Origin of the sequence: Streptomyces sp. NRRL F-5122 (assembly GCF_001507435.1) — a bacterium.
GTDB lineage: Bacteria > Actinomycetota > Actinomycetes > Streptomycetales > Streptomycetaceae > Streptomyces > Streptomyces lannensis.
In genome coordinates this window covers 1-12,435 of sequence record NZ_LMWH01000006.1, presented here as the reverse complement: position 1 = coordinate 12,435, position 12,435 = coordinate 1, and the positions used below count along the sequence as shown (strand labels likewise).

The window sequence follows — 12,435 nt, the reverse complement described above, 5'->3', positions numbered from 1 at the left end:
GATCGCGGACATCACGGCGGACAAGCACATGGAGGGCGTCCGCCTGACCCGCTGGCTGCTCTCCCCCATACCCACGTTCCTGCTCTGGCGCCGGATGAAGCTGTGGGAGCTCCGCTCCTACGACCAGGTCATCAAGCTGGAACAGGAACGTCTCGTGTACCAGGCCCGCCTACGCTCCCGCTTCGGCCGCGCCTGGCGCCGCAAGGCGCCGGTGGAGTCCCTCATGCCGCTCCGGCTCGCCCGCTACGGCATCCCTTTGGCTGAGACGGCGTCGGCCGGTCTTACCGCTGCAGGTATTGACGAGATACCCATTCAGTTTGCCGTCGCACATACCGCAATTCTGACGCAGTCGCAGAGATCTGCACTCGAGGCCGCCGTTGACCAGGATAAGGAATTGGCGGACGCGAATGGCTTGGAGCCTCTGCTGTTCGCCCAGTCGCGGGCGAGGCACCCAGAGTCATCGCACCAAGAGGATGCCTTACATCTCACGAGGGCCTACCAAGACTGGATGGCGGCCTTCGGCCTCGAGCCTACGAGCCCGCAGTTCGCTGTGTGGCTCCAAGACCGGTACGGCATCGCTACCGCGGCCGGCAGGCCACTGAACGACGATCAGCTTGCTCCGCTGCTGCAACTCCTCAAGCAGCGTCACACGTCGGCTGAAGACCAGAGCGATCCTCAGGCTTCCGACGATGCGGACGGCGGTTGGGGTGACTACTTCTACAACGCTTGGCTGGCGTACGCACAACAGCACGGGACTTACCCAGATGCCGCCGCCCTTGCCGCCTTCGTCTACGAGCGAGATCAGATCACAGGCAGCAACAGCTTGCCCATCACGGGGGACGACCTGGAGTATTTCGTTTCCAACTTCCAGCAGCCCGAGCCGGACGAGTCGATGCTCCTTGATGAGGGGGAACTTGGCGCCTCCGCCGCTCAGGCGCATCTTGTGGAGCCCCGCTCGAATGGACACGCGCTTGAAGACGCACCAGCTGGCGTCGGCGCGCACCCTGCGAAGGAGCGACGCACTCCGAGGGTAAGCGCCGCTATCGACAGCACGACTAGTGCCGATGACACGACGGGGGAATCCGCCGCTCTGACTACTGTCGACCGCTACTACCTTGCTTGGAGGGAGTATCAGGCCGAGCACGGCGAGGAACCCAAAGCCGAGCAGCTGTCTGCCTACCTTGCGAGTAGGAAGGGCATGAACGGTCGGGGCGGAAAGCCGGTCAGCCCGTCGACCTTACGCCGTTACTTCTTGCCTTTTCGTGTCTACAACCTCTGGGCGGAACAACGGGTGCGCAACGAGGACCCGCCGCTGAGCACCATTGCGCAGAACTGCGCAGCCCGTGGGATCACCGCTCAGCACAACCGACCCGTCACCGTTGGCTACATTGCAGAGCAGGCCGTCGACTTTGAGCGACGCTGGCAGGCACTGGCCCTCCACCATGCGCAGTCACAGCGTTGAGAAGCCACGCTGCTCGTGACTGCGCACTAGCGATCCAGTCAGCGTCAACGGATGTGCACTCTAGGGTAATCGCCGGTCAGCCCAGTATTGCGCGGCTGCGATCGCCTTCGGCAGGGGCTCAGTCAGAGGTGATGTTGACCGTGAGCGTGCCATAGGCGTATGCGTGCCGTGCGTCGCCGTAGTACTGGACGGTGTACTGGACATCGCCCTTGGCTCTTGGACGGTCCGTGTAGCTGAACGTGCCGTCGGCGGCGACGGGTGCGGACCCGATCAGTGTGCCCTCACCTGCCGTGGGGTCGTCGAGCCGCCAGATGTCGACGGTGCTCCCCGCACCGAATCCCACGGGCGCTTTGAGCTTTCCGGTGAGGGTGAGGTTCTGGTTCCGGGGTGACGAAGCGGGTGCCTGCACGGTGACGGTGGTGGCGACCTGCGGATGGTTCAGGACTCGCAGCGTCAGGGACGAAGAGTTGCTGTCCTCGGTTACGGCGAAGATCCGGCTGCCGTCCGGAGTCCAGGCCAGACCGGCGGACTCGAGGGTGGTGGTGGCGTAATCGGAGGGCAGCGGGAAGTCCCAGGCCGTGAAGGCCGTGGAGTTGCCCGGCGTGAACAGCTGGACGTCGGGACCGGAGGTCCCGTGGACGCCCGCCGCGACCGTGCCGTCGGGGGCGATGGCCACCGCGCTGGGGGACCAGCTGGTGGTGTAGATCCCGTCGTCCGACAGGTCGGTCGTGGGCAACACCTGGTGGTAATGGGCCGCGGCGCAGGCGACGACAACCTGACTGGCGTCCGGCGTCAGGGCGAGGTCCTGCAGACTTTCACATCCGTCCGGCCCTGGATTGAAGCGCTTGGCCTGTGCGTCGGCTTGGCCGGTACTCACGTCGTACACCGCCACGGTGGCGTAGCTGCCGTCGGACTCGGCGGCGACGAGGGTGTCCGGATGCTGCGGCGTTGCGGCCAGGCGGGGCGCGCCGCGGAACGTGTCGAGCCTGCTGCTTCCCTGCTGCTTCCCGGCGAAGCGTTCCGCGAGCCCTCCTACGGGAACTGCTTCTCCTCGCGGCCGATGTTGTCGATCGGGCCGAGGATCGTCCAGCCGGGCCCGAGGGGGCGGGTGGAGCGGAAGCCGTGGGCGTCCGCGTACTCCTCAGCCTCCTCCGCGGTGTCCTCGGGGGCGCGCATGATCGTGTAGCGCGGGGGGTCCTCGTGGTAGAAGCGGTAGAACGTGCGGCCCTCGTCCTTGGACTGGTAGAGGATCACGCTGACGCCCCAGAGGGCGTCGTACACCTTCTGGTCGCGCGGGGGCGTCGTCGTGCACGTGTCGGAGGGGCGGCCGGGCTCGCGGACGCAGGTCCGGTACTGGCTCCAGTCGATGCGTTCGGCGCGGGGGTGTTCCGCGATCAGCTTCCGCATCCGGGCGTCGGCCCGGGCGAAGGCGTCCTCGCGGCGGTCGTACTCCTGCTGCAGCCGGTTGAAGCGCTGCTCGTCCAGGCCGCTGCCGAAGTGGACCTCCAGGCCCGCGAGGACGGCGACCCGCCAGGCCAGGTACCCGGCCGTCACGACGAGCAGCGTGACGGCCAGGACCCGGCCCGGCGAGCGCCTGTGGGGCATCAGGTCGGCGAGGTCAGAACGTGCCGCTGATGGGGATCTCGATGTCCGCCTGCGCGATCGCCGGTGGGTACTTCCCGTCGAACCGGTCATAGTGCTGGAGCGTAAACCAGTCGATGAAGCCGTAGTTCGTGATCTCGTCGTCCGGGTCGAGACCGAAGTGGTCGTAAGAGTGGAAGACGAGCATGCCGGAGAAGGAGTTGCCTTCGACCTTGTAGTCCTTCAGCGCGATCGTGTGGCCTTGGAACTGGTGGATCGCGATGGAGAGGGCGCGCTGGTTGGCGTCCCAGAGAGAGAAGTCGTACACCGGGTACTTCACGTCCTGGCGGAGGAACTCCTGGAAGAGGAAGTTCTTGGAGAGGTCCTCCTGGACCTTGAGCTGATCGGTGCGGCCCTTGTTGTCGATGAGGGACTGCTTGATGATCTGGCTGGCCTTGTCGGTGTACGTCTTCTCCTGTGGTGAGGCGCCGACGGCGCGGGAGAGGGCCGTGCCGGAGCCGCTGTAGAGGTAGCGGCCGGGGTCGAAGTTGTCGTCGACGGTGACCGTGCCCGCGCTCTGGCCGCCGCGGCCGTAGCGGAAGGCGTTGCGGAGGTCGTCGACGGACTGGGCGTAGTCGGCGTCGGCGCCGAGCTTGCCGAAGTTCATGATGTCGTTGAACTCGGCCCACATCCAGGACTCGGGGGTGATGCGGGCGACCCAGAACTCCCAGCCGAGGTCGGTGAGTTTGTCGAAGTTGTAGTCGTTGAAGGTGAGGTCGTCGGCGACGCGCGGGTCGGCCGGGACGGGCGGGTGCAGGGGGTCGGGGGCCTTGCGGTGGCCCTCGAGGTAGGACGACTGGTGGATCAGCATGTCGGTCGGGGGCGGGTTGCCCGGGTCACCCGGGTCTCCGCCGTCGGCGGGGCCGTCGAAGAGGATTCGCTTGCCAGGGGCCTTGGGGCCCGCTTTGTCGAAGGCGTGGCTGTCGAGGACGACGTACTTGGCGGAGCCGCCGGCCGTGGCGGTGGCCGTGATCGTGCTGCCGCTGTGCTGCTGGCCTGACTGCTTGACGAGGTGGCGGGCCTTCTCGTCGTAGCGGTAGAGGGCCGGTGCGGTGCCGTCCGTACGGTCGGGGTCGAGGCGGAAGGTGAGCCTTGCGGCGCCGTCCGCGGGGGCGGAGACCTGGAAGCCGTTGCCGAGGTAGCCCGGAGTGGACTCCGGGAACTCCCGCTGCTTGGCAGGGAGCCTGGTGACCTGGAAGCCGCCGACCTGCTTGGCGCGCAGGCCCTTGAGCGTGGCCTCGGCAGTAGTGGCGCCGCCGTTCGCGCGGCGGGTCACGTCGAAGGCGGAGTTCTTAGCGCGGGGGGAGGAGTTGAGCCTCGTCTCCTCGCCGTCCTGGACGCCGTCGCCGTCGGTGTCGGCCTTGGTGGGCTCCGTGCGGAGCTTCAGCTCGCGGCCGTCCGCGAGGCCGTCGCCGTCGGTGTCGGCCTTGGTGGGCTCCGTGCGGAGCTTGAGCTCGCGGGCGGCCGTGAGGCCGTCCTTGTCGGGGTCCTCGGCGCCGTCCTTGGTGCCGTCGCCGTTGGTGTCGGCCTTGAGCGGGGAGCTGAAGCCGTAGCCGAGCTCGGCGAAGTCGGAGAGGCCATCGCCGTCGGTGTCCCCGGACTTGGGGTCGAGCCCGGCGCGCACCTCCAGGTCGTCGGGGAGGCGGTCGCCGTCGGTGTCCTCCGTCGGCGAGATGCCGTGCTTGGCGAAGGACGCCCAGGTCGGGGTATCGGCCTTGGCGCCGGGCTCGGCGCGGTACCAGACGGTCTCGGTCCTGCCCGGCTGGAGGGTGTTCGTGGGGCCGACGCCCTGGAGCGTCGTGCGTGCGTCCTGGGGGGCGGCGAGCTTCGCGGCGGAGGTGTCCGTGATGCGGTCAGAGAGCTCGAAGGTCAGCGACCATTTGGAGACGGGGTGATCGGAGACGTTCTCGAGCTGGAGCCGGGCGACGTACGAGCCCTCCGTCGCTCTGCCGCGGAGGGCGGGCGGGACCTGGCTCCACGCCGCGTCGCCGGGGGCGACCTGGCGGTAGGAGACGTCGACCGTGTTGTCGCGGTAGAGCGTCGCCCCGTCGGTGGCCGCGCCGTCGCCGGGGGTTCCCGCGGCGGCGGGCACGGCCGTGCCGAGGAGAAGGAGTAAGGCCGCGCCGAGGGGCACAGCGGTGCTTCTGTTCATGGGGCCTCCCATGTCTGAAGCCATGCCTGAAGACATGCCTGTTGTCTCGAAGCTGCCGTTGTGTCACGACAGTTCGGAATCGAACGGGGAAGCTAGCAGATGTGGGGGATGGTTCCCAAGGTGTGGTGGAGGCGAAATTGAAACGTTTGCGATTGGTAAGCCCTGTTCCGCTTGTGTTCCTGCTCTGCCTGGGCACCAGCCTGGCGACCAAGGAGGAACTCGCGGCCAATCGCCGCAAGCAACTGACCGAGCAACTCAACGAAGTCGATCACGTCCTGCGAAGGACCACCTCATGACCTCAGCCGAGCGTCCGAGCGTCTCACCGCGCACAGAACACGCTCTGCGCGACGCCATGGAACGGCTCTTCGCCGGCCGCCCAGCCCGCACCGACGGAAAACTCACCAAGAACAACCTCTGGCGGGAAGCCGGCGTCAGCCGCGCCACCATGAACCGCGCCACGAACGTGCTGGCCGACTGGACAACCGCATCGGGCACAGTCCAGCCCGCGCCCAAGACCGCAAGCACGCCGAGACCATCACCGCACTACGCCAGCATCTCCGAAAAGCCCGGACAGACCGCGACCGTCTCCAGGATCAAGTCGACGCCGCAGCAACCGTCATCGCCGCCCTGTACGCCGAGAACGCGGCTCTCCGTGAGCAGATCTCGAGCCAGTCGGCAATCGTCGTACCGCTTACGCCACGACGGTGACCCCGCTTGTCATCGAGCTCAGCCGGAGATGCGCCCGCTGTCTCGCGAGACATCTAAAGATCTGGAGAACCGGGGTTCCCGTAGCCGACCCGTCCGGAGGGGACCTTGTCTCCCTGATGGGTGTCGGCACCTTGCTCAGTGGGGTCATCACCCGACTCTGAGGTGAGGTAGACGCGGGTCCCTTCGGCGAGCCGCGGGTCTCCGTGTGCCACACCGCGGATCGTGGGGCACGTGTGGGGCGCGAAGTTGTGTAGGGGTAGAAAATGCAGTTCAGGCGAGTTGTCCACCACGGCCACTCCAGCCGCGAGCATCCGCGTGATCACCAGGTCCGCCAGCTCGTCATCACAGATCACCTCTGCCATCGGCGGATCACTCTTCATGATCGGTAGGTAGCCATCGTCGAATCGATGGAGCTCCCACTGATCCCGTTCCGTGGTCCACATCGCTGCGTAGGCCGACAGGTCCTGTTCACTCATGGCCACCCCCTGAGCGGCACCGTACCGCGCGGCCGGTGCGGAGCCTCAATGTCCCACTCCAGGGTTGTGGAGCACTAGTTTGGAAAATCGCGTATGCGGATGCGGTCTGATCTGGCAAGACGCTGACCTGTGCGTTCCTGCGACGTTCGCCGGTGTTCCCCGTCGCCCTGTCGCCCCGTCGGGCACGCTGGGGGCACGAACCGCGACCTGCATGCCGTCGACGGTTACGGGCGGTCCGACGGGTCATGACTGGGCGCTGTGAGGTCCACCCATATCCACGGCTTGTGATGCCACGTGCGCACCTCGCCTATGACGAGGTCGACGGTCGCTCCCACAGGCGGCAGCTCCTGGGCGAGCCGCTGCACTCCCGGCTCTCGGCTGCGGCGATAGATGTCCAGCGAGGCGCCTACAGGCTCGTATCCGTTGAGCTCTGCCATGAGGCCCCATGGCTCGTGACTGGTGATCGTTGCTTGGACTGTCTCGCCTTGGCGAAGCTCGCTGAGGGGGCGCCCGGGTTCATCTGCCATGACGGCATCATCCCTCCTGCACCCACCACTTACCCAGCTCCCATCCCGTACGCCGTCGACCCGCACACCGTGGAGCAGGCGTGGTTCAGGGCGTCAAGGTGGAGCGTGCCACTGTACGAACGATCTTGACGCCCTGGGCCGCGTCTACACCCTCGCTGAGGGCACACCGACGGCCGAATCGAGGACCGCTCGGTCTCTGAGTTCGTGTCCGGTCCGGACTATGGCCCGCTGTGGATCAGTGACGCCCACAGGTGTGGTCGTCCGGTGTGCTCGGCGCGCAGGCGCCGGATGACGCGGTGGAGCACGACCGGCGCATCGTCGGCGGACCGCGTGTGCGGCATGAGCCGGTAGAAGTCGTCGGCCGCGTCGGCCGCGACGTGGTCGTCCAGTGGCCACAGACTCGCGACGACGTGCCGGAACCCGGCCAGCTGGAACGCGGAGGCGAGGTGGATGGACTCGTCCGCGTGCCGCCAGCCGACGCGTCCAGTGGAGCACGCAGATAGGTATGCCAGCTCGGCCCCGTGGAGGTTGAGGCGGCCGATCTCCGCGATGGGTAGCACGCCGTCGTGGAGGTGAAGCCCGCCGGTGGACGGCTCGTCGGGGTTGGTGCCGGCGTGGCAGGCGAAGTGTGCCCAGCCCGCCTTGGGGAGTGCGTCGGTCACATGGGCGGCGGTGGCCCGTTCGTTGGTGAGCAGTGGCATGTCGGGATGGGTGGCATGCAGGCTCGCCGCCTCGGCAGCAGTGGCCGGCAGGTCCGGCAGGCCTGGGGTCCGGTCGAGGGCCACGGTGAGCCGGTGCAGGTTCGTCGAGGCCGGGCGTCCTCGTGCATGGGCGAGGGCGCGCAGGGTGGGTGTGTACGACGAGATCACTCGGTCGAGTGCCCCGGCCTGACCGGGGTGCCCGGCCGCGTGCAATGGCAGGAGTCCGAGCAGCCCGGTCGGCATCCACCACACGCGGGGCAGTACCTGGTCGTCTGGGCGGAGCCGGCGTTCGACGGCCTCGATGACCGGCTTGACCGCCGTGTCCCACAGCCAGCCGAGCAATTCCGTCAGCACCCGTTGTCGGCGCAGCTCGGCGCTGAACGACCCGGTGTCGTGCGTTGCTTCTGTCAGCTCGGCGGCCCACGCCTCGACGTCGACGAGCTGCAGTTCGGGCAGCGGTACCAGCAGCGGGGGCCCGTCGGCGGTGACAACAATGCCGTCGCACCGCTGCAGGCCGGCGTTGAGCAGCACGACCGCCCCGCCGGTGGCGGTCGGACGCAGCTCGGTCCACGTAGGCGGGAGCAAGAACCGGTCCAGACCCGGCAGTCGGCGGATCTCCGCCAATGCGGCGTCATACTCGGCCCACAGCCGTTTACGTCGGTCGACATGGTCGAGGTCCTGGCCGCCGGACGACGCTATGGGTGGGGGATCGGGCGCATTGAGGGCGTCGCGGACGCGGTGCAGGCGGCGGGCTTGCACGGGGTGCTCGGATTCGAGATCGGTGAGCGGTGTCCTCAGAGTCAGCTGGGACGCCAGCAAGACTGCGCGGCCCAGCTCACCGGCCTGGACCGCGCCGCCTGGATCGTCAAGGGCGCAGTGCACGGCGATCGTTTCACCGACCAGCCCGCGGTTCGCGCCGAGGCGGTGTTCGTGGTCCGCCGATGAGGTCTCCCGCGCTGCGACCAAGGGCAGCAACTCCACTGCTGTATCGAGCAGTAGTCGCGCGGTCTGTGGCTCGCCCAGTAGGTGGGCGAGCCGGCCTGCCACCCTGCAGGCGCGCAGCCGGTCGAACGGGGGCGCCGTCGTGGCCGCGAGCGCATCCTTTGCAAGTCGTGCAGTCTGCGATCGGTCGAGGGTGCCGCCGGTGTTCCACCGCCTCATGTAACAGGTCCCGAGGAGGTGAATGCGTGCAGCACGCCTGGGATGGCCGTCGGGGGTGGCCGCGACCGCTCGTTCCGCGGCTTTGACAGCGCGGTCGAGGTCCGATGTAGCGCCTGTTGCCTGGAACCGCAGCCGGTAGGCGTTGCCGAGAAGGAATAGATACTGCGCGCGGTCGGGATGGTCGGCAGGGATGGCGGCGGCCGCCTCCCGCGCCAGGTCGACAGCGCGGTCCAGGTCGGTCGGATGGCCCGAGTGTTCGTACCGCTCCTGGTGGGCTCGTGCGAGGTTGAACAGGCGCAGCACCCGGTCGGGATGGTCGTCGGGGGTGGCCGCGAGTGCCAGGACGGCGAGGTCGACAGCGCGGTCGAAGTCCGTTCTGGCGCCGCTGCGCCGGGACCGTGCCTGGTAGGCGACGGCGAGGTTGGACAGGTACAGGGCCTGGCTCGGGTGGTCGGCCGGCACGGTAGTTACGGCACGTTCCTTGTGGCCGATAGCCCGGTTCAGATCGTGGAGGCTGCCGCTGTGCTCGAATCGCTGCTGGAGGGCATTGCCGAGGTTGTTCAGGCGCAGCGCACGGTCCGGGTGGTCCTCCGGCGTGGCGGCCACCGCGCGTGTGCCGGTGTCGATGGCCGCGTCCATGGCGGATACGTCCCCGGTGCGGGCGAACCGGGACCAGTAGGCGAGGCCGAGGTTCGACAAGTGCAACGCGACATTCGGGTGGTCGGCAGGGGTGGCGGCCACGGCCTGTTCGTGATGGGCGATGGCCCGGTCAAGATCGGCCACGTCTCCCAGGCGGTCGAACCGCGCCCGCAGGGCTGCTGCGAGGTTGGACAGGCTGGTCCCGCGGAGGGAGTGATCGGCGGGTAGGGCGACGACCGCCCGTTCGAGGCTCTCGATGGCCTGGTGCACGTCTACCAGGTTCCCGTTGCGTGTGTGCCGTGCGTCGTATGCGGCGCCGAGGTTGGACAGGCGGTGGGCGAGATCCGGGTGGTCGGCGGGTGTGACGGCCACGGCCTGTTCGTGATGGGCGACGGCCCGGTCCAGGTCGGCCACGTCACCGAGCCGGTCGAACCGTGCCCGGTAGGCGAGGCCGAGGTTGGACAGGAACGTCGAGAAAGCGCTGTCACTGTGGGACGTTGCGGCGACTGCACGGCCGAGGTGGTCGATGGCCCGGTCCACGTCGGCCACGTCCGCGAGCCGGTCGAATCGCGCCTGGTAGGCGAGGCCGAGGTTGGACAGGAACGTCGGGAAAGAGCGGTGACCGTGGGAGGTTGCGGCGACCGCACGGCCGAGGTGGTCGATGGCACGGTCCAGGTCGGCCACGTCCGCCAGGCGGTCGAATCGCGCCTGGTAGGCCATGCCGAGGTTGGATAGGTAAACCGCCCTGTCTGGAGTGTTGTTGGGGGTGGTGGCCACTGCGTGTTCGTGATGCTCGATGGCTCGTGCCAGGTCCGCCAGGCTCCCGGTCCGCTCGAAGCGGTCGTAGTGGGCGATGGCGAGGTTGGACAGGATGGTCACTCGGTTCGGGTCGCCGGCGTCGGTGGTGAGGGCCTGTTCCCCGATGTCGATGGCGCGGTCCAGGTCTGCCGGATGGCCCGCCCGTTTGAACCGCGCTCTGTAGGTGGTGCCGAGGTTGGTCAGGGTTGTCGACCGGTATGGGGAGTGGGCCGGAGTGGCGGCCATTGCGCGCTCGCCTGTGTTGATGGCGCGGTCCAAGTCCACGATGTGCCCGCTCGCCTCGAATCGCAGCAGGAAGCCCAAGGCGAGATTGGACAGGTACACCGCGATGTTCGAGGCGGCGCCGGTCGCGGCCACTGCCTCCTGACCGAACTGGATGGCCCGGTCCAGGTCGTTGGGGTGCCCGACCCGCTGGAACCGCAGAAGGTGCGCGGCGCTGAGGTTGGACAGGATCAGCGCGGCGTTCGGGTCGCCGTCGCGGAGGGCGGCGATGGTCTGGTGCCCGATGGCGATCGCCTGGTCGGCGTCGTCCCCTTGTCCCGTCAGCGCGTACCGCGCCCGGTGGGCCTCGGCGAGGTTGGACAGGCGGGTGGCGCGGTGCGGATGGTGGTGAGGTGTCTTGGCGACGACGCTCTCGAACAATGCGATGCAGGTGCCCAGCAGGACCGTGTCACGGGACCGGGTGGCACGGTTCAACAGGTCGACTGCCTGCTGGTTCAGGAGCTCCGGATCGAGCCGGTGGTCGGAGGACATCGACCGTGAGACTATCGGCCCAGTTACGCAAAGGGGGGCGAGTGGACGCCGAACGATCGGCCCTGACCACTTTGTGCCAGGAGTTCGATGCGCTGATCAGCGAGACCGGGCTCCACTCCGCGCAACGTCAGGAACTGCTGGAGAGGATCGTGGCGGAGGCGCGAGCCCGCCACCCGGTGCTCAGCTTGCTCAGCCAGTTGTTGAACACCGATCGTGAGACAACCCTGCGGACGCTCGCGACGGGGCTGCCGGGAGCCGGTCCGGGTACTGCCCGTGAGGAGGCTTTCCGCTGCCCGGACGGCGCCTGCGACCGCACAGCGGTACCGCCCCCGGCGGGGGCGATCCCGCGCTGCGCTGTCCTGGGCCGGCTCATGGAGCGGAGGTAGCGCAAATGGGAGGGTTCTTCCAGCAGTTGGCCAAGGCGCTGGCCGACCGGTGGATCAGCCTGCTCGTGCTGCCCGGTGTGTTCTTCCTCGGCGGGGTGTGGCTGGCCGTCAGCCTCGGCCATGGCCAGGCGTGGAACGTCGTCCTGTTGACCCGGCAGGCCGAGAACGCCGCCGCCACGGTCGTGGACCTGCCGACCGGCGCACAGGCACTACTGGTCGTAGTTGTACTTGCGGGCGCCGCCGGTACCGGCTTTGTTGTGCAGGCGCTGGCCGGAGTCACGCGGCGCATCTGGCTGGGGCAGTGGCCGCGCCCCCTTGGCCAGCTCGTGGCGGCGCAGACGGCCCGTCGGCGTGCACAGTGGCACCGGCTCGTAGCAGAACGCCGGGCGCTCGAACGCGCGAGCCCGGGCACACGTACCCGCGAGCAACAGGACGAGATCGACACCGTGGCCCAGCGCCTCACCCGGCTGGCCATGGCTGAACCGGGCAGGGCGACCTGGATGGGCGACCGCATCCACGCTGTGGAGTCGATCGCGTACCACCGTTACGGACTCGATCTGACCTACGGTTGGTCCCGGCTCTGGCTTGTCCTTCCTGACGCCACACGTGCAGAACTCACCGCTGCCCACTCGGCATTTGCCGCTGCGGTCGCCACCGGAACCTGGGCCGTGCCCTATGCGCTTCTTACCGTGGTGTGGTGGCCTGCCATGCTGGTTGCTGCGGGTATTGGCCTGACCGGTTGGGCCCGCGCTCGGGCCGCGGTAGCCGATTTCACCACCCTGACCGAGGCCGCCGTCGACCTGCACGGCCGTACGTTGGCGGCCGCGCTGGGGGTCGGCGACACCCCGCAGGAGACAGGTCCTCTCACGATCAGCGAGGGCGAGCGCATCACCGACCTCGTGCGCAAGGGCCGCTAGTGCCGCCTCAGGCAACGTTTGCCCTGTCGATGACGGCTTGTAGGTGCTGGTCGTCGGCATGGCGGTTTCGCCAGATGATGTAGCGGCGGATCA

General features: G+C 68.1%; 10 protein-coding genes. 4 read left to right on the top strand and 6 right to left on the bottom strand.

The window, feature by feature from the left end:
• Positions 1 to 1,462: DUF2637 domain-containing protein (locus tag ADL25_RS50225; RefSeq protein WP_234380392.1), on the top strand; the 1,462-nt coding region annotated here is incomplete at its 5' end.
• A gap of 118 nt (positions 1,463 to 1,580) precedes the next feature.
• On the opposite strand, the gene ADL25_RS03295 is transcribed toward ADL25_RS50225, so the two are convergent.
• The 3 genes from ADL25_RS03295 to ADL25_RS03285 form a co-directional block, all read right to left on the bottom strand.
• A complete protein-coding gene (locus ADL25_RS03295; protein ID WP_234380385.1) occupies positions 1,581 to 2,339 on the bottom strand; it encodes a hypothetical protein in 759 nt (252 codons plus the stop codon).
• Between the two features lie 155 nt (positions 2,340 to 2,494).
• A complete protein-coding gene (locus tag ADL25_RS03290; RefSeq protein WP_199839091.1) occupies positions 2,495 to 3,067 on the bottom strand; it encodes a hypothetical protein in 573 nt (190 codons plus the stop codon).
• Positions 3,068 to 3,080: 13 nt separating this feature from the next.
• Positions 3,081 to 5,255: a DUF3289 family protein gene (locus ADL25_RS03285; protein ID WP_159044865.1), complete on the bottom strand. Its 2,175-nt coding sequence runs from the start codon at positions 5,253 to 5,255 to the stop codon at positions 3,081 to 3,083.
• 122 nt (positions 5,256 to 5,377) lie between these two features.
• Between ADL25_RS03285 and ADL25_RS48830 the strand changes: the two genes are divergently transcribed.
• The gene (locus ADL25_RS48830) at positions 5,378 to 5,551 is read left to right on the top strand and encodes a hypothetical protein (RefSeq protein WP_159044864.1); all 174 of its coding nucleotides are present in this window, start codon (positions 5,378 to 5,380) and stop codon (positions 5,549 to 5,551) included.
• 465 nt (positions 5,552 to 6,016) lie between these two features.
• Here the strand turns inward: ADL25_RS48830 and ADL25_RS03280 are convergent, their stop codons facing one another.
• The 3 genes from ADL25_RS03280 to ADL25_RS03270 all read right to left on the bottom strand — a co-directional run bounded on the left by ADL25_RS03280 (position 6,017) and on the right by ADL25_RS03270 (position 11,039).
• Positions 6,017 to 6,439 (bottom strand): hypothetical protein, encoded by a 423-nt coding sequence (locus ADL25_RS03280; protein WP_059126083.1) that lies wholly within the window; start codon positions 6,437 to 6,439, stop codon positions 6,017 to 6,019.
• A gap of 224 nt (positions 6,440 to 6,663) precedes the next feature.
• Positions 6,664 to 6,876 carry a hypothetical protein gene (locus ADL25_RS03275; RefSeq protein ID WP_234380383.1) on the bottom strand — a complete coding sequence of 71 codons (213 nt, stop codon included), beginning with the start codon at positions 6,874 to 6,876 and terminating at the stop codon, positions 6,664 to 6,666.
• Positions 6,877 to 7,184: 308 nt separating this feature from the next.
• Positions 7,185 to 11,039, bottom strand: coding sequence for a CHAT domain-containing protein (locus ADL25_RS03270; RefSeq protein ID WP_059126081.1), 3,855 nt, complete (start codon positions 11,037 to 11,039; stop codon positions 7,185 to 7,187).
• 41 nt (positions 11,040 to 11,080) lie between these two features.
• On the opposite strand from ADL25_RS03270, the gene ADL25_RS03265 reads away from it, so the two are divergent.
• Both ADL25_RS03265 and ADL25_RS03260 read left to right on the top strand, forming a co-directional pair.
• Entirely contained in the window at positions 11,081 to 11,425 is a 345-nt protein-coding gene (locus ADL25_RS03265; protein WP_059126080.1) for a hypothetical protein, read from the top strand.
• Positions 11,426 to 11,430: 5 nt separating this feature from the next.
• A complete protein-coding gene (locus tag ADL25_RS03260; protein WP_059126079.1) occupies positions 11,431 to 12,342 on the top strand; it encodes a hypothetical protein in 912 nt (303 codons plus the stop codon).
• Positions 12,343 to 12,435 lie beyond the last annotated feature (93 nt).

What these genes read in the sequence shown, in the direction of transcription:
- ADL25_RS03275 (WP_234380383.1), bottom strand. Translation starts at nt 6,876, where the DNA reads ATGGCAGAGCTCAACGGATACGAGCCTGTAGGCGCCTCGCTGGACATC.
- ADL25_RS03260 (WP_059126079.1), top strand. Translation starts at nt 11,431, where the DNA reads ATGGGAGGGTTCTTCCAGCAGTTGGCCAAGGCGCTGGCCGACCGGTGG.
- ADL25_RS03280 (WP_059126083.1), bottom strand. Translation starts at nt 6,439, where the DNA reads ATGAGTGAACAGGACCTGTCGGCCTACGCAGCGATGTGGACCACGGAA.
- ADL25_RS03285 (WP_159044865.1), bottom strand. Translation starts at nt 5,255, where the DNA reads ATGAACAGAAGCACCGCTGTGCCCCTCGGCGCGGCCTTACTCCTTCTC.
- ADL25_RS03290 (WP_199839091.1), bottom strand. Translation starts at nt 3,067, where the DNA reads ATGCCCCACAGGCGCTCGCCGGGCCGGGTCCTGGCCGTCACGCTGCTC.
- ADL25_RS03270 (WP_059126081.1), bottom strand. Translation starts at nt 11,039, where the DNA reads ATGTCCTCCGACCACCGGCTCGATCCGGAGCTCCTGAACCAGCAGGCA.